At 65.4% G+C, this 24178-nt stretch carries 22 protein-coding genes; 12 read left to right on the plus strand and 10 right to left on the minus strand.

Features of this window, described 5'->3' with window-relative positions; translation table 11 throughout:
- Positions 1 to 75 precede the first annotated feature (75 nt).
- The 3 genes from C8C93_RS03215 to C8C93_RS03225 form a co-directional block, all read right to left on the minus strand.
- Positions 76 to 435, minus strand: a complete 360-nt coding sequence (locus C8C93_RS03215; RefSeq protein WP_055398683.1) for an FKBP-type peptidyl-prolyl cis-trans isomerase — start codon at positions 433 to 435, stop codon at positions 76 to 78.
- Between the two features lie 150 nt (positions 436 to 585).
- Positions 586 to 894, minus strand: a complete 309-nt coding sequence (locus C8C93_RS03220; protein WP_010464095.1) for a helix-turn-helix domain-containing protein — start codon at positions 892 to 894, stop codon at positions 586 to 588.
- Positions 895 to 1269: 375 nt separating this feature from the next.
- Complete coding sequence (locus C8C93_RS03225; protein ID WP_121420622.1) at positions 1270 to 2175, minus strand: LysR family transcriptional regulator; 906 nt, start codon at positions 2173 to 2175, stop codon at positions 1270 to 1272.
- 122 nt (positions 2176 to 2297) lie between these two features.
- Here C8C93_RS03225 and C8C93_RS03230 point away from each other — a divergent pair, with 122 nt between their 5' ends.
- The 3 genes from C8C93_RS03230 to C8C93_RS03240 all read left to right on the plus strand — a co-directional run bounded on the left by C8C93_RS03230 (position 2298) and on the right by C8C93_RS03240 (position 5624).
- The gene (locus C8C93_RS03230; protein ID WP_121505903.1) at positions 2298 to 3266 is read left to right on the plus strand and encodes a hydroxymethylglutaryl-CoA lyase; all 969 of its coding nucleotides are present in this window, start codon (positions 2298 to 2300) and stop codon (positions 3264 to 3266) included.
- Between the two features lie 24 nt (positions 3267 to 3290).
- Positions 3291 to 4508 carry a CaiB/BaiF CoA-transferase family protein gene (locus C8C93_RS03235; protein ID WP_121505904.1) on the plus strand — a complete coding sequence of 406 codons (1218 nt, stop codon included), beginning with the start codon at positions 3291 to 3293 and terminating at the stop codon, positions 4506 to 4508.
- A 105-nt stretch (positions 4509 to 4613) separates the two neighbouring features.
- A complete protein-coding gene (locus C8C93_RS03240) occupies positions 4614 to 5624 on the plus strand; it encodes a tripartite tricarboxylate transporter substrate binding protein (RefSeq protein ID WP_121508636.1) in 1011 nt (336 codons plus the stop codon).
- 172 nt (positions 5625 to 5796) lie between these two features.
- Here C8C93_RS03240 and C8C93_RS03245 read toward each other — a convergent pair whose 3' ends face one another.
- The 4 genes from C8C93_RS03245 to dnaG form a co-directional block, all read right to left on the minus strand.
- Positions 5797 to 7410 carry a methyl-accepting chemotaxis protein gene (locus tag C8C93_RS03245; RefSeq protein WP_233559230.1) on the minus strand — a complete coding sequence of 538 codons (1614 nt, stop codon included), beginning with the start codon at positions 7408 to 7410 and terminating at the stop codon, positions 5797 to 5799.
- A 115-nt stretch (positions 7411 to 7525) separates the two neighbouring features.
- Complete coding sequence (locus C8C93_RS03250) at positions 7526 to 8545, minus strand: tripartite tricarboxylate transporter substrate binding protein (protein ID WP_055398679.1); 1020 nt, start codon at positions 8543 to 8545, stop codon at positions 7526 to 7528.
- 312 nt (positions 8546 to 8857) lie between these two features.
- The gene (rpoD, locus tag C8C93_RS03255) at positions 8858 to 11227 is read right to left on the minus strand and encodes an RNA polymerase sigma factor RpoD (RefSeq protein WP_055398678.1); all 2370 of its coding nucleotides are present in this window, start codon (positions 11225 to 11227) and stop codon (positions 8858 to 8860) included.
- 257 nt (positions 11228 to 11484) lie between these two features.
- Positions 11485 to 13536 carry a DNA primase gene (gene dnaG, locus C8C93_RS03260; protein ID WP_121505905.1) on the minus strand — a complete coding sequence of 684 codons (2052 nt, stop codon included), beginning with the start codon at positions 13534 to 13536 and terminating at the stop codon, positions 11485 to 11487.
- Positions 13537 to 13596: 60 nt separating this feature from the next.
- Between dnaG and C8C93_RS03265 the strand changes: the two genes are divergently transcribed.
- From C8C93_RS03265 to C8C93_RS03275, 3 genes are read left to right on the plus strand one after another with little or no spacing between them, the layout of a single operon-like run.
- A complete protein-coding gene (locus C8C93_RS03265) occupies positions 13597 to 14700 on the plus strand; it encodes a PotD/PotF family extracellular solute-binding protein (RefSeq protein ID WP_121505906.1) in 1104 nt (367 codons plus the stop codon).
- A gap of 3 nt (positions 14701 to 14703) precedes the next feature.
- Positions 14704 to 16374 carry a diguanylate cyclase domain-containing protein gene (locus C8C93_RS03270; RefSeq protein WP_233559231.1) on the plus strand — a complete coding sequence of 557 codons (1671 nt, stop codon included), beginning with the start codon at positions 14704 to 14706 and terminating at the stop codon, positions 16372 to 16374.
- Between the two features lie 50 nt (positions 16375 to 16424).
- A complete protein-coding gene (locus tag C8C93_RS03275) occupies positions 16425 to 18071 on the plus strand; it encodes an acyl-CoA synthetase (RefSeq protein ID WP_121505907.1) in 1647 nt (548 codons plus the stop codon).
- Positions 18072 to 18080: 9 nt separating this feature from the next.
- Here C8C93_RS03275 and C8C93_RS03280 read toward each other — a convergent pair whose 3' ends face one another.
- The 3 genes from C8C93_RS03280 to C8C93_RS03290 form a co-directional block, all read right to left on the minus strand.
- A complete protein-coding gene (locus C8C93_RS03280) occupies positions 18081 to 18344 on the minus strand; it encodes a hypothetical protein (protein WP_121505908.1) in 264 nt (87 codons plus the stop codon).
- On the minus strand, positions 18341 to 18838 hold the full coding sequence (locus C8C93_RS03285; RefSeq protein WP_121505909.1) for a hypothetical protein: 498 nt from the start codon (positions 18836 to 18838) through the stop codon (positions 18341 to 18343). Before C8C93_RS03285 ends, C8C93_RS03280 begins: the two co-directional genes overlap by 4 nt.
- Positions 18839 to 19029: 191 nt before the next feature.
- A complete protein-coding gene (locus tag C8C93_RS03290) occupies positions 19030 to 19929 on the minus strand; it encodes an AraC family transcriptional regulator (RefSeq protein WP_121505910.1) in 900 nt (299 codons plus the stop codon).
- Positions 19930 to 20100: 171 nt separating this feature from the next.
- On the opposite strand from C8C93_RS03290, the gene C8C93_RS03295 reads away from it, so the two are divergent.
- The 6 genes from C8C93_RS03295 to C8C93_RS03320 all read left to right on the plus strand — a co-directional run bounded on the left by C8C93_RS03295 (position 20101) and on the right by C8C93_RS03320 (position 24149).
- Positions 20101 to 20667: a carboxymuconolactone decarboxylase family protein gene (locus C8C93_RS03295; RefSeq protein WP_121508637.1), complete on the plus strand. Its 567-nt coding sequence runs from the start codon at positions 20101 to 20103 to the stop codon at positions 20665 to 20667.
- A 188-nt stretch (positions 20668 to 20855) separates the two neighbouring features.
- Positions 20856 to 21485, plus strand: coding sequence for a pyridoxamine 5'-phosphate oxidase family protein (locus C8C93_RS03300; protein ID WP_121422789.1), 630 nt, complete (start codon positions 20856 to 20858; stop codon positions 21483 to 21485).
- A gap of 218 nt (positions 21486 to 21703) precedes the next feature.
- Positions 21704 to 22459 (plus strand): sulfite exporter TauE/SafE family protein, encoded by a 756-nt coding sequence (locus C8C93_RS03305; RefSeq protein WP_121505911.1) that lies wholly within the window; start codon positions 21704 to 21706, stop codon positions 22457 to 22459.
- A gap of 228 nt (positions 22460 to 22687) precedes the next feature.
- Positions 22688 to 23188: a GNAT family N-acetyltransferase gene (locus C8C93_RS25625; RefSeq protein WP_370110781.1), complete on the plus strand. Its 501-nt coding sequence runs from the start codon at positions 22688 to 22690 to the stop codon at positions 23186 to 23188.
- A 45-nt stretch (positions 23189 to 23233) separates the two neighbouring features.
- On the plus strand, positions 23234 to 23635 hold the full coding sequence (locus C8C93_RS03315) for a GNAT family N-acetyltransferase (protein ID WP_121505913.1): 402 nt from the start codon (positions 23234 to 23236) through the stop codon (positions 23633 to 23635).
- A 199-nt stretch (positions 23636 to 23834) separates the two neighbouring features.
- Complete coding sequence (locus C8C93_RS03320; RefSeq protein ID WP_147433724.1) at positions 23835 to 24149, plus strand: hypothetical protein; 315 nt, start codon at positions 23835 to 23837, stop codon at positions 24147 to 24149.
- Positions 24150 to 24178 lie beyond the last annotated feature (29 nt).

Raw genomic sequence — 24178 nt, forward strand, 5'->3', positions numbered from 1 at the left:
TTCATGCGTGAAGTGTTGGCACAAAAAAAGCGGCCCCAGGCCGCTTTGTGTTTGGTGCGTCACAGGGCGCAGCGCTCAGCGGCCGACCTTCAGCAGTTCCACGTCGAACTTGAGCGTGGCGTTCGGTGGAATCACGCCGCCCGCGCCGCGTGCACCGTAGCCGAGGGCGGCAGGAATGATCAAGGTGCGCTGGCCACCGATCTTCATGCCTTGCACGCCTTCGTCCCAGCCCTTGATGACCATGCCCGCGCCCAGCGAGAACTCGAAGGGGTCGTTGCGGTCGCGGCTGGAGTCGAACTTGGCACCTTGCTCGCCGTTGTTGTAGAGCCAGCCGGTGTAGTGCACCGACACGTTCTGGCCCTTGGTGGCTTCGGCGCCTTCGCCCACGGTGGTGTCTTCGTATTGCAGGCCGGATGCGGTGGTGGTCAGTGCCATGGGTGAAATTCCTTGTTTGCTATTAAAAAAAGAGCTATTGGCGCTTGATGGTTAAGCGCTAGCAGCATTTTTGACCCCTATTTTAACGAAAGCCCCGCGCGGAGGTCCGGCGGGGCTTTTCCCTGAGTGGGGCGGGGAGGCTGTTTGGCGTCAGGCTTTTTTAGCGCGGCCAGCGACCCAACGGGTGGCGAAGGCCTGAACGTCCGACAGGCGCTTGAGCAGGTCGGCGCCCGAGGGGGTGACGGTGTAGCCGTCGCTGCCGTGGTCTACAAAACCGGCTTCGCGCAGTTCCTTGATGCGGGTGTTGAGCGTGTTGGGGGTGATGCCCCCCACGCTGTCCTGCAGCAGGCGGAAGGTCTGGGGGTGACCGTCCTTCAGGGCCCACAGCACGCGCAGTGCGTAACGGCATTCGAGCCGCTCGAACAACTGGTTGATGGCGGCATTTTCTTTGGAGCTCATGGACGCTTCTCCTCGCGCAAGTGTTGGATCAAATATTCATTCGGGTGGGCGAATGCCGGGCCCGGTGATGCGCTGAGACTATAGCGCGGAACCCATTTTGCTACAAGTTTGGTAGCTCAGAACGCACACCACACATGCGCTACACCCCGAAAAACCTGTGTTACAAGTCAAACTGTTGCGGTAGGGCCACGGTTCTGGGAGCCTGTAGGACTTGGAGCGTCGAAAGCGAAAACTGGCCCCAGCGAGGACAGTTTTTGCCGGATTTGCAGCCCCATAGCCCGGCTATGGGGCAAAAAGGCGGTGTTCTCGAAGAGCGGCGAAGCCAAAAATGGACCGCTGCGGTCCATTTGCCAAGCCTGACAGGCTCCTAGACGGTCATTCCTGACGGCCCAGCCCTGCCAGGTGGCTGACCAGCAACTGTGCGGCCGGGGCCAGCATCTGGGCGCTGCGGTAACAGATGGCGAAGCGCCGCCGGGCCCAAGGGTCGCTCAGTGGAACCACCCGGATGGGCGCAGTCTGGGCAAAAGGCAGGGCCACTTCGCGCGGCACGACACTGATGGCCAGGTTGGCCCGCACCACCCGCAGTGCCGCATCGAAGTTGGACACCAGCACCCGGTGCGCCAGCATCTTTCCCTCCACGGCCGCAGCGCGCGCCAGCAACACCTGCACGGCGCTCAGTGCGGGCATGCTGACGAATTCATGGTCCAGCACGTCGGCAAAACGCACGCTCTGGTGCTGGGCCACCGGGTGCAGCGCATGGGCCACCACGGCCAGGTGGTCGGTACGGTAGCCGCAGGTTTCCAGGCCTGTAAGGTCGGCCGCGTCCCAGCAGATGCCGATGGAGGCACTGCCGTCGCGGATGCCCTGTACGACGTCCGGGCTCACGCGCTCCTCCAGGCTTACCTGGATGTCGCGGTGCGCCGGGTCTTGCAGAAAAGCGGCCACGTCGTCTGCCAGTGATTCGGCCATCACCGAGGCCGTGACCAGCATGCGCACATGGCCCCGCGTGCCGGTGGCATAGGCCGCCATGTCGCGTTCAATCTGGCCCACGCTGGCCAGCATGGTGCGCGCGTGCTCCAGCAGGGTTTCGCCCGCCGGGGTGGGCACCACGCCACGGCGTTTGCGCAGTAGCAGCGCCGTGCCCACCGTGTCTTCCAGCTGCGCCAGCCGCTTGCTGATGGCCGAGCCCACGATGGACTCCTGCTCGGCCACGCGCGCGATGCTGCGCTGCTCGCACACGGCGGCAAAGAGGCGCAGGGTCTGCAGGTCCAGATCGCGCATGGGCTTGTCTCCAGGTGTTTGATATTCCTGTTTGGAATCATATGGCTTCCAAAATGTATTTTCTGATTCTGTTGGGAATTTCTAGAATCGACGGCAGAACACCACCCGCAGGAGACAACGCAGTGCTTACCCCCTCTACCGCTTCCACCACCCCGGCGCGTGCCACCGTCCGCGAAGTGGGTCTGCGCGACGGCCTGCAAAGCATTGCCACCGTGGTCTCCACCGCGCACAAGATCGATTGGATCAACGCCGCATACGCCGCTGGCCAGCGCGAGATCGAGGTGGGCTCCTTCGTGCCCGCCCGGCTGCTGCCCCAGCTGGCCGATACGGCCGAGGTGCTGGCCCACGCCAAAACCCTGCCGGGCCTGGTGGCCTCGGTGCTCGTGCCCAACTACAAAGGCGCCGAACGCGCGCTGGAGCAGGGCGCTGACTTGATGGTGGTGCCCTTGTCTGCCAGCCACGCCCACAGCCTGGCCAACCTGCGCAAGACGCCCGACGAGGTGGTGGCCGAGGTGGCCCACATCCGCGCGCTGCGCGATGCCAGCGGCAGCCGCACATTGATCGAAGGTGGCGTGGGAACGGCCTTTGGTTGCACCTTGCAGGGCGAGGTGGCCGAGAGCGAGGTGCTGCGCCTGATGCAAGCGCTGCTGGATGCGGGCGCCGACCGCGTGAGCCTGGCCGACACCGTGGGCTATGCCGACCCGGCTGCGGTCGCCCGCCTGTTTGGCAAAGCGCGGGCGCTGGTGGGCGACCGCCTGGCCTGCGCGCACTTCCACGACACGCGCGGCATGGGCCTGGCCAACGTCTATGCCGCCTGGCAGGCAGGCATCACGCGCTTTGATGCCTGCCTGGCGGGCATCGGCGGCTGCCCGCACGCGCCGGGAGCCAGCGGCAATGTCACCACCGAAGACCTCGTGTTCATGCTGGAGCGCATGGGCATCGCCACCGGCATCGATGTGACTGCGCTGCTCGCGCTGCGCCAGCGCGTGGCCGGATGGCTGGCGGGCGAGACCCTGCATGGCACCCTCTGGCAGGCCGGGCTGCCGCAGAATGCCGCACCCGCCGTGCTGCGCTTGGCAGCAACGGCCTGAACCCCTTTTCGGAACGACCTGAACATGAACGACGACACACCCGCCACTCCCTCGTCCCCCCGCCTGCCGCTGGAAGGCCTGCGTGTGGTGGAGTTCACCCACATGGTCATGGGCCCCACCTGCGGCATGGTGCTGGCCGATCTGGGGGCCGAGGTCATCAAGGTCGAGCCCGTGGACGGCGACCGCACGCGCCACCTGCTGGGTGCGGGCGCGGGCTTTTTCCCCATGTTCAACCGCAACAAGAAGAGCATCGCGCTCGACCTGCGCAGCCCCGAGGGCCTGGCGGCGGCGCGCAAGCTCGCGGCATCGGCCGATGTGGTGGCGCAGAACTTCAAGCCCGGCGTGATGACGAAGTACGGCCTGGACTACGCTGCGCTGAGCCAGGTCAACCCGCGCCTCATCTACGTCAACCACACCGGCTTCTTGCCCGGCCCGTACGAGCACCGCACGGCGCTGGACGAGGTGGTGCAGATGATGGGCGGCCTGGCCTACATGACCGGCCGCCCCGGCGACCCGCTGCGCGCGGGCAGCAGCGTGAACGACATCATGGGCGGCATGTTCGGCGCGATTGGCGCGATGGCGGCGCTGATGCAGCGCGGCATCACCGGGCGGGGGCAGGAGGTGGATTCGGCCCTGTTCGAGAACAACGTCTTCCTGGTCGGCCAGCACATGATGCAGTACGCCGTCACCGGCAAACCCGCGGCCCCCATGCCAGACCGCATCTCGTCCTGGGCCGTGTACGACGTGTTCAGCGTGAAGGACGGCGGGCAGATCTTTTTGGCCGCGGTGAGCGATGCGCAGTGGCAGACCTTCTGCGACGCCATGGGCTATGCCGACCTGAAGGCCGACACCGGCCTGGCCACCAACAACGACCGCGTACGCGCCCGCCCCACGCTGATGCCCGTGCTGCGCGAGCGGCTGGCGCAGCACACGGCCGATGAACTGGCGGCCATCTTCGAGCGCCACGGCCTGCCGTTTGCACCCATCCGCCGGCCCGAAGAACTGTTTGACGACCCGCACCTGCAAGCCACGGGCGGACTGGCCGACATCACGCTGCCCGATGGCGAACGTGCCGGGCAGACCGCGCAGATCACGCTGATGCCGCTGCGTATGGACGGCCAGCGGCTCGATGTGCGCTGCGACCCGCCCCGCCTGGGCCAGCACACGGCCGAGCTGCTGCAGGGCCTGGGCTACACAGCCGATGAAGTGACCGCGCTGCAGGCCACCGGGGCCATTGCCTGATTTTTCCTTGACGACCGGGGCAACTCACGCGGCGCAGACCGCAGGCCCCGGATTCCAACCCCACTACCGGAGACAACCGTGCCCCAGCCCACCCCTGCTTTTGACATGCACCGCATCTCGCCCGCCGGCCATGGCGTGCTCACGCGCCGCCAGGCGCTGGCAACCGGCGCGGCCGCGCTGGGCGCCGCCGCCTGGGGCCTGCCCCGCCTGGCCCGTGCCCAGGGTGATGGCAAGCCGCTGCGCGTGATCCTGCCGCTGTCGGCGGGCTCGGGGGCCGACGGCGCGATCCGTGCCATCAGCACCAGCCTGGCCAAGGCGCTGGGCCAGCCCGTGGTCATCGAGAACCTGCCGGGCGCGGGCGGCATCACCGGCACCACGCAGATCGTGCGGGCGCCCAAGGACGGCTCGGTGATCGGCGTGGTGTCCAACAACCACGTGGTCAACCCCAGCGTGTACAAGAACATTCCATTCGACTCGCTCGCCGACATCACGCCCATCACCATCCTTGGCGCCACGCCCTTTGTGCTGGTGGCCCACCCCTCGGTGCCCGTCAAGACCGTGCAGGAGCTGATCGCGCTGGCCAGGGCCAAACCCGGCGTCCTCAACTACGGCTCGTCGGGCAACGGCACCATCCTGCACCTGGCAGCAGCCATGTTCGTGGACCAGGCCAAGGTGTCGATCCAGCACATTCCCTACAAGGGCATGGGCCCGCTCATGAACGATGTGCTGGGCGGCCAGGTGCAGTTGGCCGTGGTGGCGGTAGCGCCTGCGGCAGCGCACATCAAGTCGGGAGCGTTGCGCGCCCTGGGCTTGACCACGGCCAGCCGCGTGCCGTCGTTGCCCGGTGTGCCCACCATTGCGGAGCAGGGCTTGCCGGGCTACGAGCTTGACGGCTGGATCGCCCCGGTGGGGCCTGCCGGCCTGCCCAAGGCCGAGCTGCAACGCCTGTATGCCGCCTTCAAGGCCGCGATGGAAATGCCCGAGGCGCGCGATGCGCTCATCGCCCAGGGCTACGAAATCAAGCTTACCCCTCCGGAGCCAGCAGCCGCGTTCTTTCGATCCGAGGTGGCGCGCATGGCGCAGGTCGTGAAAAACGCCCACGTGACGATGGATTGACGCGGGGCTGCGATGCGCGGCGCGTGGGTTGCCCGAAGGGCGTAATCCTGCGTCGCCCGCACGAAGTCGTCTGCCGGGTCAGGCTGCGCTCGGTCGAGCCGAAATTTGAAGATTTTTGGGCGTTAGCGCTTATGTGACAAGCGCTGGTAGCTATGTTTTTTATAGCTATTCATCAACCCTGCGGTGCCGTCAGGGCGCGCTGCCCCGCCGGGTGGTGGTGAAGGTTCTGAAGCTGCGGCTGCTGGTGGCGCAGGCGGAACACCTCCACGGCCTCCACCAGCTGGCGGGCCTGGCCGCTCAGACTGCCGGCGGCGGCGGCGCTTTCTTCCACCAGGGCGGCGTTTTGCTGGGTGGTTTCGTCCATGCGCACGATGGCCTGGGTGACGCGCAGCATGTCAGAGGTCTGGGCCGCGCTCGCCTGGCTGATTTCGTCCATGAGCGCGCTCACGCCCTGGATGGACGAGACGACTTCACCCATGGTGCTGCCCGCGTTGCGGGCGAGGTCAGAGCCGGCCTGCACGCGCTCCACGCTGGTCTGGATCAGCGCCTTGATCTCGCGCGCGGCGCTGGCACTGCGGGTGGCCAGGTTGCGCACCTCGCTGGCCACCACGGCAAAGCCGCGTCCTTGCTCGCCGGCGCGTGCTGCTTCCACGGCAGCATTGAGCGCCAGGATGTTGGTCTGAAACGCGATGCTGTCGATGACGCCGATGATGTCGGAAATGCGGCGTGAGCTGTCTTGAATGCCCTGAACCACCGTCACCATCTGCGTTACCACGTCGCCACCGCGCTGGGCCACCGATGCGCCGCTCTTGGCCAGCTCGCTGGCACGTTGGGCGTTGGAGGCGTTTTGCTGCACGGTGGCCTGCAGCTGCTGCATCGAAGAGGTGGTTTCGTCCAGCGACGAGGCCTGCTCTTCGGTACGCATGCTCAGGTCCACATTGCCTTGGGCAATTTCGGCGCTGGCACTGGCCACGCCCTCGGCGTTGCTGCGCACGCCCGACACCACGTTTTCCAGGTTCTCCTGCATGGTGCGCAGGGCTTCCAGCAGCCGCGCGGGTTCGTCCTTGCCATCGACCTCGATGGTGGTGGTCAGATCGCCGGCCGCCACCTTGTTGGCCACCGAGACCGCCACCCGCAGCGGGCGCACTACCGAGCGTGTGAGCAGCCAGCCCGCACAGCCGCCCAGGGCCGTGACCAGTGCCAGCGCTACCAGGCTGCTGATGAGCGCACGCCGCGCGCTCAGGGCCGCCTGCTCTGCAATGGTCGCGCTGCTGGCGGCCACCTGCTCGCTCAGTGCGGTGAGCAGCTTGGCCGGGCCCTGGTCGATGTCGGCCACGTCCGCGTCACCCGCAGAGGGCACAAAACCGAGCGACTGGAACACCTCAAAACCCTTGCGGTAGCCCTGTGCCATCTGCGCGTGGGCTTGGGTGAATTTCTGCAGCGCTGCCTTTTCCTGCGCATCGGTCAGTTGCGGCTCCAGCGCCTTGGCGGCGTCGGCCACCCGCTTTTCACTGGCCTGGAACGCTGCCCAGTGCAGTTCGCGCTTGCGCGAATCCTCACCCCGCAGCAGGGTGTTCTTCCACTCCTGCACCTGGGTCTTGAACTCGTTTTCCATGCGGCTCACCGCACGTTCCTGGGCCACGCGTTCCTGCACCGTGGTCTCGTAGGTGCCCAGGCTGCTGTACAGGGCCGCAATGCCGAACAGGGCAGCGCCCAGCAGGAGCGCGAGCACCAGGCCCAGGGCGGTGGCCATGCGTGCGCCGATGGAGTGGTTGGACATTTTCATCGGTCAGCTCCCAAGGTTGATCTCGGTTTTCCATCTTGCTGCACGTCGCCTGCAACCTGAAACCGGTATGGCCCGAGGGTGGCGCCCCGCAGCCGCACAGAGGCCTTGTTGCACTTCATGCCTTCAGCTTGAGCAGGTACACCATCACCCGTGCCGTGGTGAGGTCCAGTTCCATGAACTCTGCCAAATCCTTGCCTGTCAGCCAAGAGGGTTCCCAGCGATTGCTTTTGAGCGTGCGCAGCCAGGATTCATGGGCGGTGGCGGCCTCCACGGCGGCCAGCATCTCGGCCATGCGGGCGCTGGGCACCCCTTTGCCGGTGAACACGCCCCGCCAGTTGGCCATGGTGGCATCCAGCCCCTGCTCGCGGAAGGCGGGCAGGCCGAAGGCGCTGCGGCGGGACGACACGCCGATGGCGCGCAGTTTGCCTGCGGCTATCGCATCACTGAATTCGCTGTAGCCCGACAGCCCCACCGCCGCGTTGCCCGACACCAGGGCGTCCACCACTTCAGAGCCACCGGGGAAGGGTTTGTAGACCAGGTCTTCCGGCTTGGCCTTGGAGGCACGGGCCAGCACCCCGGCGAAGATGTGGTCCACCCCACCGGCCGAGCCCCCCGCCACCGGCAGGGCACGCAGGTCGGCGCGCATGGCATCGGCCAGGTCCTTGGTGTTCTTGATAGGGGATTTGGCGGCTACCGCTGCCACCAGGTAATCGCTGGTGAGCCGGGCAATGGGCTGGATGTGGCTCATGTCGACGGCGGGCTTTTGCAGCGCCACGGCACCCACCATCACCATGCCGCCCATCAGCAGGGTGTTGGGGTCGTTGCCGTATTTTTCGGCGTATTTGGCCAGGCCGATGGTGCCGCCCTTGCCGCCAATGTTCTCGTACTCGATCTGGTCCGCCGCGCCCACCGCAGCCAGGGCCACTCCCAGCGCGCGGCCCGTCTGGTCCCAGCCGCCCCCGGGGTTGGCCGGGATCACGATGCGCAGTGTGCCCGCCAGTTTGGGGGCCTTGGGGGCGGTGGGGCGGGCTGCCGTGGCGCTGGCTTGCGCCCATGCGGCCGGGGTCAAAGCGGTCCACGCCGTAGCGGCAAGTGCAGCATGTGCGAGTGCCTTGCGGCGGCTGAGGGGGGTCATGGGGTACCTCGTGAAAACGCGGGGGTGAAAAGCATGTCCTTCACGCAACCGGACAGCAGGGTCGGCTTCTCTGCGCAGCCTCGCCGCAAGAGGGCGGCTTGCAACGCTGCAGGGAAGTCTCCCAATTTTTGATTGGACGTGGTGGCAATGGTCACCATCCAAGCTGTCAGTCTGCTGTCGGGAGTATCAGGGTAAACGCGCTGGGCCTTGCGCAACGGATTGGCCATGAAAAACGCCCTGCGCCGCAATTGCGGGGCAGGGCGTTGTGCTGAACGAATGCTGGGGTTCAGTGTGCCGCTGGCTGGGCAGGGATTACAGCGAGTCGATGAAGCTGCGCAGCTTGTCCGAGCGGCTGGGGTGCTTGAGCTTGCGCAGCGCCTTGGCTTCTATTTGGCGAATGCGCTCGCGGGTCACGTCGAATTGCTTGCCCACTTCTTCCAGCGTGTGGTCGCTGGTCATCTCGATACCGAAGCGCATGCGCAGCACCTTGGCTTCGCGCGGGGTCAGGCCATCCAGGATGTCCTTGACCACGTCGCGCAGGCCGGCCTGCATGGCGGCTTCGATGGGCGCGGTGTTGGCGCCGTCTTCGATGAAGTCGCCCAGGTGGCTGTCGTCGTCGTCCCCGATCGGCGTTTCCATGGAGATCGGCTCTTTGGCGATCTTCATGATCTTGCGGATCTTGTCTTCGGGGATTTCCATCTTGGCCGCCAGGATGGACGCATCGGGCTCAAAACCAAACTCTTGCAAGTGCTGGCGGCTGATGCGGTTCATCTTGTTGATCGTCTCGATCATGTGCACCGGGATACGGATGGTGCGCGCCTGGTCGGCGATCGAGCGGGTGATGGCCTGGCGAATCCACCAGGTGGCGTACGTCGAGAACTTGTAGCCCCGGCGGTATTCGAACTTGTCCACCGCCTTCATCAGGCCGATGTTGCCTTCCTGGATCAGATCGAGGAACTGCAGGCCACGGTTCGTGTACTTCTTGGCAATCGAGATCACGAGGCGCAGGTTGGCCTCGATCATTTCCTTCTTGGCATCGCGCGAGGTGGCTTCACCTTCGTTCATGCGCTTGTTGATGCCTTTCAGCTCTGCCAGTGGCACGACCACGCGCGACTGCAGGTCCATCAGCTTTTGCTGCAGGTCCTGGATGGGCGGGATGTTGCGCGCAATCACGGCCGACCAGGGCTTGCCAGCAGTGGCCTGCTTTTCGACCCACTGCAGGTTCAGCAGGTTGGGCGGGAAGTCCTTGATGAACGTCTCTTGGGGCATGCCGCACTTGTCCACGATGATGCGGCGCAGCTCGCGTTCCTTCTTGCGCACATCGTCCACCTGGCCACGCACCATGTCGCACAGCTTCTCGATGGTCTTGGCGGTGAAGCGGATGGTCATCAGCTCGGCCGACAGGGCCTGCTGCGCCTTCACGTACGCAGGGGTGCCGTAGCCTTCCTTGTCGTACACCTTATGCACTTTTTCGAACAGCTCGCGCAGCTTGTCGAAGCGCTCCAGAGCCTGCTTCTTGAGTTCTTCGAGCTTCTTGGTCAGCGCCTTGGAGCCGCCCTTGCCGTCGTCGTCATCGGCTTCGTCGAATTCGTCGAAGTCTTCTTCGGCCACATAGTCGTCGGCCTCGTTGGGGTTGGAGAAGCCGTCCACGATGGTCGAGATCACGACCTTGCCTTCGCGGATGTCTTCGCCCATGTTCAGGATCTCGGCGATGGTGGCGGGCGATGCGCTGATCGCCTCCATCATGGCCATCAAGCCGCCTTCGATGCGCTTGGCGATTTCGATTTCGCCTTCGCGGGTCAGCAGCTCCACGGTGCCCATTTCGCGCATGTACATGCGAACCGGGTCTGTGGTGCGGCCGAACTCCGAGTCCACCGTGGACAGCGCGGCTTCAGCGGCTTCCTCGGCTTCTTCTTCGGTGGCGCCTGCGGGGGCGTTGTCCGTGATGATCAGCGCCTCAGCGTCGGGCGTCTGCTCGTACACCGCCACACCCAGGTCGTTCAGCGTGGTGATGACAGCTTCGAGGGTTTCGGCATCGACCAGCTTGTCGGGCAAGTGGTCGTTGATTTCAACGTGGGTGAGGTAGCCGCGCGTCTTGCCCAGCTTGATCAGGGCCTTCAGGCGCGCACGGCGCTTGGCCATGTCCTCTTCGGACAGGACGGTTTCGTCCAGGCCGAATTCCTTCATCAAGGCGCGTTCCTTCGCCTTGCTGATCTTCATGCGCAGCGGCTTGACCTTCTCAACCGTGGCTGCGGTTTCGGTGGTTTCTTCGACTTCACCTTCCAGGTCGGCCTCGATGTCGGACAGGTCGGTGTCGTCACCGCCTTCGTCGCCAGCGGCCGCAGCCTTGGGCTTGCGTCCGCGCTTGGCGGGGGCCTTGGCTTCAGCGGCACCAGCGGCCTTGGCAGGGCGGCCTGGGCGCTTCTTCGGGGTTTCTTCGTCGTCGGATGCTGCAGCCTTGGCGCGGGCAGGCTTTTTCTTCAGCAATTCATCGGCAGCTTTGGTCAGCTCGGCAGAACTTTTCACAGGCACAGTTTTCACTTTCTTGGCAACCGGGGCGGGCGCGGCGGCAGCTTTTTGAGAAGCAGCCTTGGCCGGGGCTTTGGCAGCGGTTTTGGTGGCAGCCTTTGCGGCGGTACCTGGAGCAGACTTGAGTGGCTTCGCGGACTTTTGAGCGGGCATGGAACAACCTCAGGATCAAAAACGGACACAAAGAAAACGCAAGCGCCTCAGGTCCCGGCGCGGGTGGCAACGCAAAGCTACGAGGGCTTTACGCTTTGAGGGGAGGCCCTCAGGGGCAAGATGTCTGGGCGATCATTTGGTGTGCAGTCCTTGCGATGGTTGGACGGTTGTGCGCGTTTGTCACGGTGGTCCGGCTCGGAGGTGCTGCTGTCGCTCTTGCCAATAACTAACCCTACATTATACCTTTGGCGCTGATTTCAAGCCGCCTTTGCAGCCACGCCGAGTAAAACCCTGCGCTTTTGTTCCAAAGCGCGGTAACGCTCCAGGGCCGTCGGGTCATCAGCCGCTTGGAGCATCAATAGCTTTTGCTGTGCCTCGATGTCCTCAATCTGCATGCGGTTGAGCAGGTCGCGCAGTTCCAGTCGCAGCTCCTGCATTGCGCCTTCGGTCTGGGCGTGCGAGCCCGTCATCACCTTGACGGCCAGCGCTTCGCATTCGTGCTCGCGCAGGCTTTCGCGCAGCACAGCCCAGGCCAAGGGGCCATGTTCATGAAACTGTGCTTCCAGCCAGCTGAACAGCGGGCCGTGGGGGGCGGGCTGCGCGCACAGGGTGGTGTGGTCGTCGTGGGTCAGCTCCTCCAGAAACGCCATGTGCGACAGCAGCAGGCGCGCAGCATGGTCCGCTCGGCTGGCCGTGGGGGTGCGTGGCAGGCGGGGCTGGGGTGGCCAGGGGGAGTCCTTGTCCTTTTTCTTCCAGTTGCTCTTCCAGTCGCCACCCTTGCGGAATGCGGGCCTGTTGTTGCCGTAGCCGCTGCCATTGCCATTGCCATAGCTGCCTGGATATCCTCCGGCCGGTTCCCCTTGGGGAGGCCACGTTCCGGCATCGGGCGGGGCGTCCCAGGACGGCGGTTCGTGATCGTAGGCCGCCGGGGCCTGCCGGGCTGGCGCACTGCCTGCGCCAGGGTGGCCAGAGTAGCCAGAGTGGGAGGACCGGGGTGCCTCGCGCGACGTGGCCTGCCCCCACAGGTCGGCCAGGTCCTGGGCCTTGAGCTGGGTCAGGTCCGCCAGATCGCTGAGCACCTGGCGCTTGAGCACGCCATCGGGCAGGGCCGTCCACAGCGGGCGGGCGTTGCTGGCCATGTGGGCGCGGCCCTCGGCGGTGGCCAGATCGCAGCCATCACTTGCTGATTCAACCAGGAAGCGGCTGAGCGGCACGGCCTCGCTCACGTGCCGGGCAAAAGCGTCCGTGCCGTTGGCGCGGATGAAGCTGTCGGGGTCATGCTCTGCAGGCAAGAAGAGGAATTTGATGCTGCGCGTGTCCGTGGCATGGGGCAGGGCGCCGTCGAGTGCCTTGCGCGCAGCGCGCCGACCTGCCGCGTCGCCATCGAAGCTGAACACCACCGATTCCGTAAAGCGCAGAAGCTTTTGCACATGTTCAGGTGTGCAGGCCGTGCCCAGCGTGGCCACCGCATTCGGAAAGCCCAGCTGCGCCAGCGCCACCACGTCCATGTAGCCTTCGGTGACCAGCGCGTAGCCATGCTCGCGGATGGCGGTGCGCGCCTCGAACAGACCATACAGTTCGCGCCCCTTGTGGAACACCGGGGTTTCGGGTGAGTTGAGGTACTTGGGCTTGTCATCGCCCAACACCCGCCCGCCAAAACCGATGCATTCGCCCTTGACGTTGCGGATGGGGAACATCACCCGGTCGCGAAACCGGTCATAGCGCTTGCCGCCATCTTCGTCGTTGACGATGACCAACCCGCTCTCTTCCAGCAGCGGGTCGTCGTATTGCGGGAACACGCTGGCCAGGCTGCGCCAGCCCTCCGGTGCGTAGCCCAGGCCATAGCGCTTGGCCACGGTGCCCGAGACGCCACGGCCTTTGAAGTAGCCGATAGCGCGTTGTGACTCGCGCAGGTGGCGGCGGTAGGCGTCGGCGGCTTTTTCGAGCACATCGGTCAGCGTGGCCTGCTTTTGGCGGGCGGCGGCGGCGCGCTCTTTTTCCTGTGGGGAGATGTCGTCGTCCGGTACCTGCAGGCCCACCTGCTGGGCCAGATCCTGTACCGCCTCGACAAACCCCATACCCGCGTGTTCCATGAGGAAACTGATGGCATTGCCGTTCTTTCCACACCCAAAGCAGTGGTAGAACTGCTTGGCGGGGCTGACGCTGAACGAGGGGGATTTTTCGCCGTGGAAGGGGCACAGCCCCATGAAATTAGCGCCACCTTTCTTCAATGGCACGTAGCGGCCCACGATGTCGACCACATCGACGCGGGCAAGCAACTCCTGAATGAAAGACTGTGGGATCGTCACACCCCGTATTGTCCGCGTAAACTATTTGTTACCAGATATTGCAGAAGCGGGGCTTTCGGCATGGCAGTCACGTTGCGGCACCAGGCGGTGGGTGGGGCAGGCACCCCGGCGCAGCACATGCTGCGGCGCCGGGATGTGGCTGCGCTGCTGCCGCTGGTGGCAACAGGCCTGTGGCCCACGCCCGCACAGGCGGCGCCGGTGCTGCGTGTGCTGTCCTGGCCCGGGTATGCCGATCCCGATATCGTGGCGGTTTTCGAGAAGCGCCATGGCGCCAAGGTGGAGATCACCACCGTCGCCTCTGACGATGTGCTGCGTGCCAAGCTGGCCAACCCTCAGGGAGCCGGTTTTGATCTGGTGGCCGCCAATACGGCCGAAATTGCGCGGCTGGTGGCGCGCCGGCTGCTCGCACCGTTGCCCGTGCACAACATCCCCAACGCCGAGCGGCAACTGCCGCGCTTTCGGCGACTGCATGCCATCGCTGGCATTGCGCAGGGTTCGGATGTGTATGCAATGCCCTACACCTATTCAGAGATGGGGCTGATCTACGACCGCCAGCAGATCACTACCCCGCCTGCCTCCATTGCCGTGCTGTGGGACCCCCGCTGGCGCGGGCGCGTGCTGGCATTTGACGGCAGCAGCCACGGTTTTTCGCTGGCTGCGATGTACCGGGGGATGGCTCCATTCCATATCCCCGCCGCGCAGTTTGGCCCGCTGGCGCGGGATCTGGTGGCCCTGCGCCGCAACGTGCGCTCGTTTTACAGCCTTCCCGAAGAGTCGCTGGAGCTGTTTCGCAAACACCGCATTGCGGTCATGCATGCCAACTATGGCCAGCAGCAGCTCAAGCAGTTGCGGGATGCGGGTCTGGATGTGGGCTACGTGGTACCGCGCGAAGGGGCGCTGGCCTGGCTGGACTGCTGGGCCATCACCCGCCGGTCTACCCAGGTGGCGCTGGCCACCGAGTGGATCAACTACATGCTCGACCCCTCCGTCAGCCGCGAACTGACCCGGCGCCAGGGCCTGGCCAACACGCTCGAAGAGCCGCCCGCGCTGTCGGGCGATGCCCCCGCAGGCGCCATTGTGTGGCTGGAGCCCGTGGAGGACGAGGCCCGCCGCGCGCAGCTGTGGCAGCGCATCCTGTCGGGCGACCGACCGAACCGGTTCTGAGCCATGAAAACCCGCATGAAATGGGGCATTGCGCTGCGGCTGGGGATGCTGCTCGCGTCCTTCAGTGTGTTTGCGGCCATTCTTGCGGGTTACTACACCTTTGATTCCAGCCGCGCGCGCCTGCAGGGGCGGGCCGAACAGGCGTTGCTGGCCACCACGCAGGTGCTGGCGCGCCACATGCAAGCCGGCTTTGGCACCGTGGCGCGCGACACTGCTTTTCTGGCCAGTGTGGCGGCCATAGAGCAGGACAAGAACGTGCTGGCTGATGTGTTCCGTGCCAGCTTGATCACCCACCCGAGCTACCTGCAGATCCGCTTCATCGGCGTGCAGGACTTTGGCCTGGAGCTCGTACGCATCGACCGGACTGGCGACGCCTGGGTCCGCGCCAGCGAGGACGAACTGCAGGAGAAGGCCCACTTCCCCTTTGTGTTCGAAACCCTGGCGTTGGCGCCGGGCGAGGTCTATGTGTCGGAGTTCGGCATCAACCACGAAGGCGCAGCCGATGCCGAGCCGCTGCCCGTGTTCAGCATGGCTTCGCCCGTGGTGCGGGGTGGCCAGGTGCGTGGCGTGGTGGTGGTGCGTGTGGCGGCGCAGCATTTCCTGCGTAGCTTCAACACAGCGCTGCCCGCGCCTTATGGCTTCTTCCTCAGCAACCGCTGGGGCGATTTTCTGGTGCACCCGGACGCCAGCCAGACCTTCGGGTTCGACCGGGGCCAGCGCATCCTGATCCAGGACAGCTTTGCGCCCGTGGCCGCACTGGTCGGGGGCCACCAGGAAGAGGTGGTGCTCAGCCTGCCGGGCACTGACGACGAAGAGGCCCGCGTCTTCTCGTTCGTGCGCATGCCCTTCGGGCGCGAGGAGGAAAAGCGGTTCATGGTGGTGGGGCTCTCGCAACCACTGGCGGCGGTCCAGGGCGAGGTGGTGAACCTGGGCAACAGCATCCTCAAGATCCTGCTGGTGCTGAGTGCCGTGGGGGTGGTGCTGGCGGCGTTGGTTTCACGCGTGGTCACCCAGCCCCTCAAAGCCATGGTGCGCGCCACGCAGGCACTGCCGCAGGGACGTCCCCACGGCGTGCTGCCGGTGGATCGCGAGGACGAGGTGGGTGAGCTGGCGCGCAGCTTTCAAGACATGGAGCAGCAGATCCTGCGCCAGATGACCGAACTCAACGCCAGCCGCGATGCCATGGCCCACCTGGCACACCACGACGCACTCACCGGCCTGCCCAACCGACGCATGTTCGAGCAGCGCCTGGCGCAGGCGCTGGAGCTGTCGCGCCGCAGCGGGCGTGACTGCGCGCTGCTGTTTGTGGACCTGGATGACTTCAAGGCCATCAATGACGGGCGGGGGCACGCCGTGGGCGACCTGGTGTTGCAGGCCGTGGCCCGCACCATCGTAGGCGCCGTGCGCCAGGCCGACACCGTGGCCCGGCTTGCGGGCGACGAATTCACCGTGTTGTGCGAGAACGTGGATTCCGAAGATGCGGCCCTGCAGATCGCTGCCAAGCTGGAGCAGGCCTTCGAGTCTCCGCTCGACATCGAAGGCCAGCCCTTCCCGGTGCGAGCCAGCATCGGCGTGAGTCTGTTCCCGCGCGACGCGCACGACGCGCACACGCTGCTGGCCAGCGCCGACGCGGCGATGTACCGTATCAAGCAGAGTCGCCGCCGAAGGGTTTGAGTCAGCCTGGGGCGGTAGGCTGCGTTCTGTTTACCTCTCAGCACCGACCCATGACCTCCATCTTTGACCAGCACCTGCCCCGCACCGAAGCCAACTTCGCTGCCCTGTCCCCCCTGTCGTTCATCGAACGCACGGCCGAGGTCTACCCCGACCGTCTGGCCATCGTGCACGGCACGCTGCGCCAGACCTGGGCACAGACCTACGCGCGCTGCCGCCAGCTGGCCAGTGCGCTGACCAAGGCCGGCATTGGCAAGAACGACACCGTGGCCGTGATGCTGCCCAACACCCCACCCATGGTGGAGGCGCACTTTGGCGTGCCCATGGCGGGCGCGGTGCTCAACACCCTCAACACCCGGCTCGACCCGGAGGCCATCGCCTTCATGCTCGACCACGGCGAGGCCAAGGCCGTCATCGTGGACCCGGAGTTCACCGGCACCATGGCCAAGGCACTGGCCCTGCGCATGGGCACTACCCCCATACGCGTGATCGAGGTGCAGGACGCGCTTTATGGACCCGCAGTTCAAAGCCTGGGCGGCACCGACTACGAAGCCTTTGTGGCCAGCGGCGATGCGGCCTTTGCCTGGAGCCTGCCCGCCGACGAGTGGGATGCGATTGCGCTCAACTACACATCCGGCACCACCGGCAACCCCAAGGGCGTGGTCTACCACCACCGGGGTGCCGCCAGCAATGCCATCAGCAACGTGCTGGAGTGGGACATGCCCAAACATGCGGTGTACCTGTGGACGCTGCCCATGTTCCACTGCAACGGCTGGTGCTTTCCCTGGACCATTGCGGCGCGTGCTGGCGTCAACGTTTGCCTGCGCCGGGTGGACGCGCAGGCCATCTTCGACGCCATCCGCACCCACGGCGTTACGCACTACTGCGGCGCGCCCATCGTGCACGGCCTGCTGGTCAACGCGCCCGAAGCGATGAAGGTGGGCATTCCCGCAGGCGTCAAGGCCATGGTGGCGGGTGCCGCGCCACCGGCCTCGATGATCGAGGGCATGGAAAAAATGGGGGTCGACCTGACCCATGTGTACGGCCTGACCGAGGTGTATGGCCCCGCCACCGTGTGTGCCAAGCACGAGGCCTGGGATCAGCTCCACATCGGCGAGCGCGCCCGCCTCAATGCCCGCCAGGGCGTGCGCTACCACCTGGAGCGCGACGTGCGCGTGCTCGACCCCGAGACCATGCTGCCGGTGCCGCAGGACGGCGAAACCATGGGCGAGATCATGTTCAAGGGCAACATCGCCATGAAGGGCTACCTCAAGAACCCCAAGGCCACCGACGAGGCCTTTGCAGGCGGCTGGTTCCACAGCGGCGACCTGGCCGTGCAGTACCCCGACGGCTACATCAAGATCAAGGACCGCAGCAAGGACATCATCATCTCGGGCGGCGAGAACATCTCGTCCATCGAGGTCGAAGACGTGCTCTACCGCCACCCCGACGTGCTGGCCGCCGCCGTGGTGGCCAAGCCCGACCCCAAGTGGGGCGAGACGCCCTGTGCGTTTGTGGAGCTGAAGGCCGGTGCGCAGACCACGCCCGAGGACATCGTGGCGCACTGCAAGAAGCACCTGGCGGGCTTCAAGGTGCCGCGTGCCGTGGTGTTTGGCGAGCTGCCCAAGACCAGCACCGGCAAGATCCAGAAGTTCGAGCTGCGCAAGCAGGCCGGCTCGGCGGCCGCCATCAACGTCTGATCACCCGGCTCAGCCAAAACCGCACGCCAGCGTCTGCCGGCCGCCATCGAGGTTGTATTCGGACTTCCAGTAGTGCCGGTCTTCGATGGCGGTGAACTCCACGTCAGGCCCGGTCGGGTAGGCCTTCGCGAAAGGGCGGCTCAGTATCACGAGCAACTCGCACCGGGGCGGCCAGTCCGCCACCTCGTCGATAACGTTGCCCTGCGCCAGTTCGGCCTCCAGGATCGCACGCAGCGGGGCGGCCAGCGCGGCGAGAACCTGCTGGCGGCTCATGCGCAGGGCTGGCTGGCGGCAAGGGGCCTCGCCGACCGCAGGGTCGCCGCATCGTCCAGCACCCGCTGCAGCGCCTGCGCCTGCCACTGGTGCTCTGGCTCAAACGCCGAGAGGTCTTGCACCGCATACCCGCCATAGGCATACACCGTGGCATAGGCCGCGTAGCTGGCGGCCTCCAGCGCCCGGCCCGCCAGCGCGTTGGCCACAGCGTAGGTGGCCGACACGGCGGCATGGGCCGACCCGTCCAGCGACTGCGAGCCCCGGTGGTGCGAGGCCACCGCTTTCAGCCGCTCTGCTGCGTTGGCCAAAGTGGCCGCATCCACCGTGCCCGCCGTGAACGCGGCCAGCACGTCGAGGCCAGCGATGGCCTCCGGATCTTCCAGCAGATGGCGCACGCGCTGCACACAGGCCAGGCCAAAGGCCAGGCGCAGCGGGGTGTGGGCGTCGCTGGCCAGCCCGCAGTCGGCTGCCAGTTGGGTGAGAGCGGCGTTCATGGCGTGAATCCTTTCCGGCGGCTGATCAATTCGCAGAGTTGTGCTATCAATTAAATAGCTGTTTGCGCAATCAGGATAAGCGCTAGGGCCTGTTTTTATCAAAATCCTGGCGCTGTGCAGCCGGCGCAGGAAATTGTGACGGCCCGTGGGCCGCGCGTCCAGCCGGGCAGAGGAGGTGGCGGCTTAGCTCGCTATGCTGCAAGGCCCTCCAGCCAGACCCGTGGCGACATGCCCACCTTCTGCGCAAACACGCGCGACAGCGCCGAGGGGTTGGCGTAACCCAGCTCGTTGGCAATCGACTTCAACGACCGTCCGCCGCGCAGATGGGCCTGCGCCAGCGTCAGCCGCCAGTGCGCCAGGTAGTCGGCGGGGGTGTCGCCCACCACCGCCTTGAAGCGGGCTGCAAACGCACTGCGCGACATGCCTGCCTGCGCAGCCATCTGCGCCAGGCTCCATGGCTGGCCCGGCGCATCGTGCAAGGCGGTGAGGGCGCGGGCCAGGGCAGGGTCGGCAAGACCCGTGAGCAGGCCGGGCGGCACGTGCGCCTGCTCGGGGTGGTCCAGCAGCCAGCGCAGCAGCTGCAGCAGCACCACTTCAAACAGCCGGTCGGCCAGCACGCGGTGGCCGCAGCGCAGGCGGTCGGTTTCGGCAAACAGCAGGTCCAGCGACTGCTGCAGCCCGTCCACCTTGCCCAGGGGCAGCAGCACCAGCGGGGGCAGGGAGCGGGCCAGCGGGTGGCTGGCACCACCGTCAAAGTCCAGCGCCGCGCAGGTGAAGTCCGAGCCCTCCGTGGGCGCGTTGTGAAAAAAATGCTCCAGCGGTCGGGCGTAGAAGAGCAGGCTGGGCTCAGCTACCTCCAGCCGCTCCGGTGGCCCCGCCTGGGGCTGGTGCGTCACCACCATCTCGCCACGGCGCAGCACATGCAGAAACCCGCGCCCGGGCGCCGCCGCAAAGTGGGTCACGCCGCACAGCGGGCCACTGTGGAACAGGTGGGCGCGCACCCGAAAGCGCTCCAGCAGCGACGACAGCCGGTCAAACGGAGCGGGTGCCTGCGTTGGCAGAGGCGTGGTGCAAGTGTCGCGGGCATTCATGGTGATTCTGGATGATTGGGTATGAATAATGGATTTTATGTGTCCAATGGTACGAGCTGACGCTGGACACTGCAAGGGTGCTGAGAACAGGCACCCGGTGCTTAACCCCTTAACCAAGCACCGGCCCTTTAAACCAAACCGTCTTTCATGACCTTCAAGGAAATCCACACCATGTCCGCTAACTCATCTTCCGTTGCCCGCGTCCCCCTCGTTGACCGCACCGCCGCCACCGGCCCCGTGCGCACCGTGCTCGACCAGATCCACGGCGCTTTCGGTGCCACCCCCAACATGTTCCGCGCGGTGGCCAACTCGCCTGCCGGGCTGCAAAGCATGTGGGCCGCCTTTGGTGCGCTGGGTGGCGGCGTGATCGGTGCCGCACTGGGCGAGCAGATCGCCGTGGCCGTGGCCAACCGCAATGCCTGCGACTACTGCCTGGCCGCCCACACCGCGCTGGGCCGCAAGGCAGGCGTGAGCGGCGACGATTTGGCCGCCGCGCAGTCGGGCGAATCCGCCGACCCGCGCACCGCCGCCGTGCTGCGCTTTGCGCTGAAGCTGGTCAATGAACGTGGCCAGGTGGATGCCACCGATGTGCAGGCGCTGCGCGACCACGGCTGGAGCGACGAGCACATCGTCGAGATCGTGGGCCATGTGGCGCTCAACCTGTTCACCAACTACGTGAACGTGGCGCTCGCGGTGCCGGTGGATTTCCCCGGCGTCAAGCTGCGTCCCGCACGCTGAACAAAGGAGCGGCGCGTGTCTTGCCTACGGGCCGGATTGCGCTCCGCCCCTGGCACGACACTCCCAATGCCGGACTCCATGTGTGCGCTTTTTGCACGCGTGACCTGCCGCAAAGTCGTTTGTCGGGGCGGCGGGCCTGCCGCACCATGGCCGTTCCCTTGCCACCCTACCCCAAGGAAGCTACCGCCATGACACCCACCCGCGACGAGCATGCCATCGACACCCTGCCACGCCTGGAGGCCTTGCTGGGCCCACTCAGCGACGCCTCCGTCCACAAAGAGCTCCCGTATGTGCACCCCGCCTACCGCGCCATGATCGCGGCGTCGCCCTTTGCCGTGCTGGCCACCACCGGCCCTGGCGGGCTGGACGCCTCGCCGCGTGGTGACCCGGCGGGCTTTGTGCAGCTGCAGGACGATAAGACTCTGCTCCTGCCCGAGCGCCGCGGCAACAACCGCGCCGACAGCCTGCGCAACATCGTGGCAGACCCGCGCGTGGCGCTGCTGTTTCTCATCCCCGGCGTGGGCGAAACCCTGCGCGTCAACGGCCACGCGCGCATCAGCGTGGCGCCCGACCTGCTGGTGCGGTTCGTGGTCAACGGCCAGTCGCCCAAATGCGTGATCGTCGTTGATGTGCAAGCCGTGTACTTCCAGTGCGCCCGCGCCATCCAACGCTCGCGCCTATGGAGCGCTGTACCGCCTGGCACCCCGCGCACGGTGCCGACCCCTGGTGCCATCCTCGCGTCCATCACGCAGGGCCGGTTTGACGGCGCCACCTACGACCGCGAACTGCCCGCGCGCCAGCAAGCCACGTTGTATTGATGGACAAGGTGTGTGCGGGCCAAGGTGCTCCTGTGCTCGAGTGCGCCTGCGAACCAACCTGCACAATGGACACGGCTGGCTCACCAGCCCCTTAAAACGAATTGCGTGTCTGCGATCACCGAAGCCGTTCAGGCGGAGCTCGTCGAAGCCTTGTGCAGCGCTCCGACAAGCTCAGCGTGAGCGGATTGTTGAACGCAGCCGATAGCAGTGGAGGTGCAATGGATTCCGTGCTGTTGATCGTAGCCCTGGGCGCCGTGGCCGCCGGGTTTGTGCAGGGCCTGTCGGGCTTCGGCTTTGGCATGGTGGCCATGTCGTTCTGGGCCTGGACGCTGGAACCCCGCCTGGCCGCGCTGCTGGCGGTGTGCGGCGCGCTCACCGGCCAGCTGGTGGCGGCGGCCACCGTGCGCCGGGGGTTTGACCGGGTGCGCCTGCTGCCCTTTGTGCTGGGTGGCCTGGTGGGCATCCCCATTGGCGTGGCCGTATTGCCCCGGCTGGACATGGACGCGTTCAAGGTCATCCTGGGCACGCTGTTGGTGCTTTGGTGCCCAGCCATGCTGATGGCCAAACAGCTGCCCCGCATTACCCGGGGCGGCCGCGTGGCCGACGCGGTGGTGGGCCTGGCCGGTGGGGTGATGGGTGGCCTGGGCGGCTTCACCGGCGTGCTGCCCACCCTGTGGTGCACCTTGCGCGGTCTGGACAAGGACGTGCAGCGCGCCATCATCCAGAACTTCAACCTGGCCATGCTGCTGGTGACCTTCATCACCTACCTGGCCACCGGCCTCGTCACTCGCGAGGCGCTGCCGCTGCTGGCCATCGTGGTGCCCGCCATGCTGGTGCCGACGCTGCTGGGTGCCAAGCTGTACCACGGTATCAGCGAGGCGAGGTTTCGGCAGATTGTGTTGGGGATGCTGACGCTGTCGGGGGTGGCGATGTTGATGGCGGGGGTGCCGAAGGTGCTGGAGCGTTGGTTGTGACAATCGGGTATCTAAATAAGCAGGTTCCAGCATGCCGCCTTTTGCTCAGCTTGTCGGTGCGAAGCACGATGGCGGCAATTTTTCTCGGATTCAGCTCAGTCTCATCACCACGCCTTCACCCAAACAACCAATGAGTCCACGCCATCACAGGAGTGGACGCGTGAAGCATAAAGTGCCAAGTTCAAGCCCCGGGGTGCGCGCCGCTCCGCACAACCTGTATCCATCATGATGACTCCAGATCATCTCCTAACCGTCGAGCGAGTTGCTCGGGAGCACCATGATCTCGTGGCAGCGCTGCTCTACAGATACTTGTCGGAGTTGGGCGCCAGTACGGACTACCCGTACTTGCACCTGTACTGGCAGGAGGCGGGGCGAACGCCGTACCTATTTCGAGTGGGCGATAACGTGGCGGGATTTGCTCTCGTCCGAAACATTGAGCGCGGGCTGCATGAGATAGCTGAGTTCTGGGTTGAGCCACGCTATCGGCGCCGCGGCGCGGGGAGGGCGGCCGCCTTGGCGCTCTTCCAAGCGCATCCGGGCGAGTGGTCTGTCGCAAGCTATCCTGGCAATGTTGGAGCCGAGTTGTTTTGGCGTAACGCCACTGCGGGGTTTCGTCCTCACATTGCGCCTTCCCATGATCGTGGCGCATCCGTGTATCGTTTTCGGTCTCCAGCAGATGCTGGTAACACTCTGCTGCGAGAGTCGGCTTCGCCGTCCGCTGAGCGCTAACGTCAAGCGTCACACGATTCAACATCACATCCCATTCGCGATCCCATGCCTCAACTCGAGTACCGTCACAACGTACCGCTAGATCCAGTCGAAGTTGTTCGGGTCTTCGACGCGTCAGGGATCACGCGTCCAACCTCTGACCTTCCCCGAATCGCGCGCATGTTCGCGGCGCCGAGCCTCGTGATCTCGGCCTGGGAGGATGGACGCCTGGTGGGACTGAGTCGATCACTCACCGACTACGCCTACTGCTGCTACCTCTCTGACCTTGCTGTCGACAAGGCTCTTCAGGGTCGAGGCGTGGGCAAGGAACTGATCAGGCGGACGCAGGCGGTCATTGGCGAAGAGGTCGCTCTCATACTGCTGTCAGCGCCGAATGCGATGTCCTATTACCCTGCAATCGGCTTTCAACGTGCTGAGAACGCATTTGTCATCCGGCGAAAGAGGTGACGCCGAGTTGGTAGTCTTTAAGTGGGAGCCCCTACGGCGCGCCGCCTGGCCTGCTAGGTGTGCTGGCTATCATCGGCCTCGTGTGACAGTCGTCATGCCACCATCTTCCGCTTGGCTCGAACGTCCGGCTGCACAAAGCCCACCGCCGGGGAACGCAGGCATTGCCGTCCGAACTCACGAACTTCACTGGGAGTGCAAATTGCAAAACTTCTACATGCCACTTCAACTGGCCCCTACAGCGCTCTCCCAGCCAATCCTTCCCAACTGGTCGTTCAATCTCTTTCAGGTCAACTTGGGAGCGACTTCAAACGCCAAGGTAGAGCAAGCCGTGCTGGAGAAGGTTGGCAGTTACGGCAAGCAAATCGGCAGGCTCGCAGAGGCACTGGAAGTTGTAGTCCACCAACTCCATCTTCTCGACAGCGCGGACCTTTCGCGTGAAGACAAGGATGCACTGCAAGTATTCCTTGGCGACGTTGCAGCGGTTCGCAAGATCAAGTCAGGCCTTCAGTCCTGAACGGCCTGTTCCGGCACAGCTTGTCGAAG

The organism is Acidovorax sp. 93 (assembly GCF_003633835.1).
Classification (GTDB): domain Bacteria; phylum Pseudomonadota; class Gammaproteobacteria; order Burkholderiales; family Burkholderiaceae_C; genus Acidovorax; species Acidovorax facilis.

Excerpts from the sequence above, each read along its gene's own strand:
- C8C93_RS03215 (WP_055398683.1), bottom strand. The coding sequence starts at position 435 with ATGGCACTGACCACCACCGCATCCGGCCTGCAATACGAAGACACCACC.
- C8C93_RS03220 (WP_010464095.1), bottom strand. The coding sequence starts at position 894 with ATGAGCTCCAAAGAAAATGCCGCCATCAACCAGTTGTTCGAGCGGCTC.
- C8C93_RS03225 (WP_121420622.1), bottom strand. The coding sequence starts at position 2,175 with ATGCGCGATCTGGACCTGCAGACCCTGCGCCTCTTTGCCGCCGTGTGC.
- C8C93_RS03235 (WP_121505904.1), top strand. The coding sequence starts at position 3,291 with ATGAACGACGACACACCCGCCACTCCCTCGTCCCCCCGCCTGCCGCTG.
- C8C93_RS03240 (WP_121508636.1), top strand. The coding sequence starts at position 4,614 with ATGCACCGCATCTCGCCCGCCGGCCATGGCGTGCTCACGCGCCGCCAG.
- C8C93_RS03245 (WP_233559230.1), bottom strand. The coding sequence starts at position 7,410 with ATGAAAATGTCCAACCACTCCATCGGCGCACGCATGGCCACCGCCCTG.
- C8C93_RS03250 (WP_055398679.1), bottom strand. The coding sequence starts at position 8,545 with ATGACCCCCCTCAGCCGCCGCAAGGCACTCGCACATGCTGCACTTGCC.
- rpoD (WP_055398678.1), bottom strand. The coding sequence starts at position 11,227 with ATGCCCGCTCAAAAGTCCGCGAAGCCACTCAAGTCTGCTCCAGGTACC.
- C8C93_RS03265 (WP_121505906.1), top strand. The coding sequence starts at position 13,597 with ATGGCAGTCACGTTGCGGCACCAGGCGGTGGGTGGGGCAGGCACCCCG.
- C8C93_RS03270 (WP_233559231.1), top strand. The coding sequence starts at position 14,704 with ATGAAAACCCGCATGAAATGGGGCATTGCGCTGCGGCTGGGGATGCTG.
- C8C93_RS03275 (WP_121505907.1), top strand. The coding sequence starts at position 16,425 with ATGACCTCCATCTTTGACCAGCACCTGCCCCGCACCGAAGCCAACTTC.
- C8C93_RS03280 (WP_121505908.1), bottom strand. The coding sequence starts at position 18,344 with ATGAGCCGCCAGCAGGTTCTCGCCGCGCTGGCCGCCCCGCTGCGTGCG.
- C8C93_RS03285 (WP_121505909.1), bottom strand. The coding sequence starts at position 18,838 with ATGAACGCCGCTCTCACCCAACTGGCAGCCGACTGCGGGCTGGCCAGC.
- C8C93_RS03290 (WP_121505910.1), bottom strand. The coding sequence starts at position 19,929 with ATGAATGCCCGCGACACTTGCACCACGCCTCTGCCAACGCAGGCACCC.
- C8C93_RS03295 (WP_121508637.1), top strand. The coding sequence starts at position 20,101 with ATGTCCGCTAACTCATCTTCCGTTGCCCGCGTCCCCCTCGTTGACCGC.
- C8C93_RS03300 (WP_121422789.1), top strand. The coding sequence starts at position 20,856 with ATGACACCCACCCGCGACGAGCATGCCATCGACACCCTGCCACGCCTG.
- C8C93_RS03305 (WP_121505911.1), top strand. The coding sequence starts at position 21,704 with ATGGATTCCGTGCTGTTGATCGTAGCCCTGGGCGCCGTGGCCGCCGGG.
- C8C93_RS25625 (WP_370110781.1), top strand. The coding sequence starts at position 22,688 with ATGACTCCAGATCATCTCCTAACCGTCGAGCGAGTTGCTCGGGAGCAC.
- C8C93_RS03315 (WP_121505913.1), top strand. The coding sequence starts at position 23,234 with ATGCCTCAACTCGAGTACCGTCACAACGTACCGCTAGATCCAGTCGAA.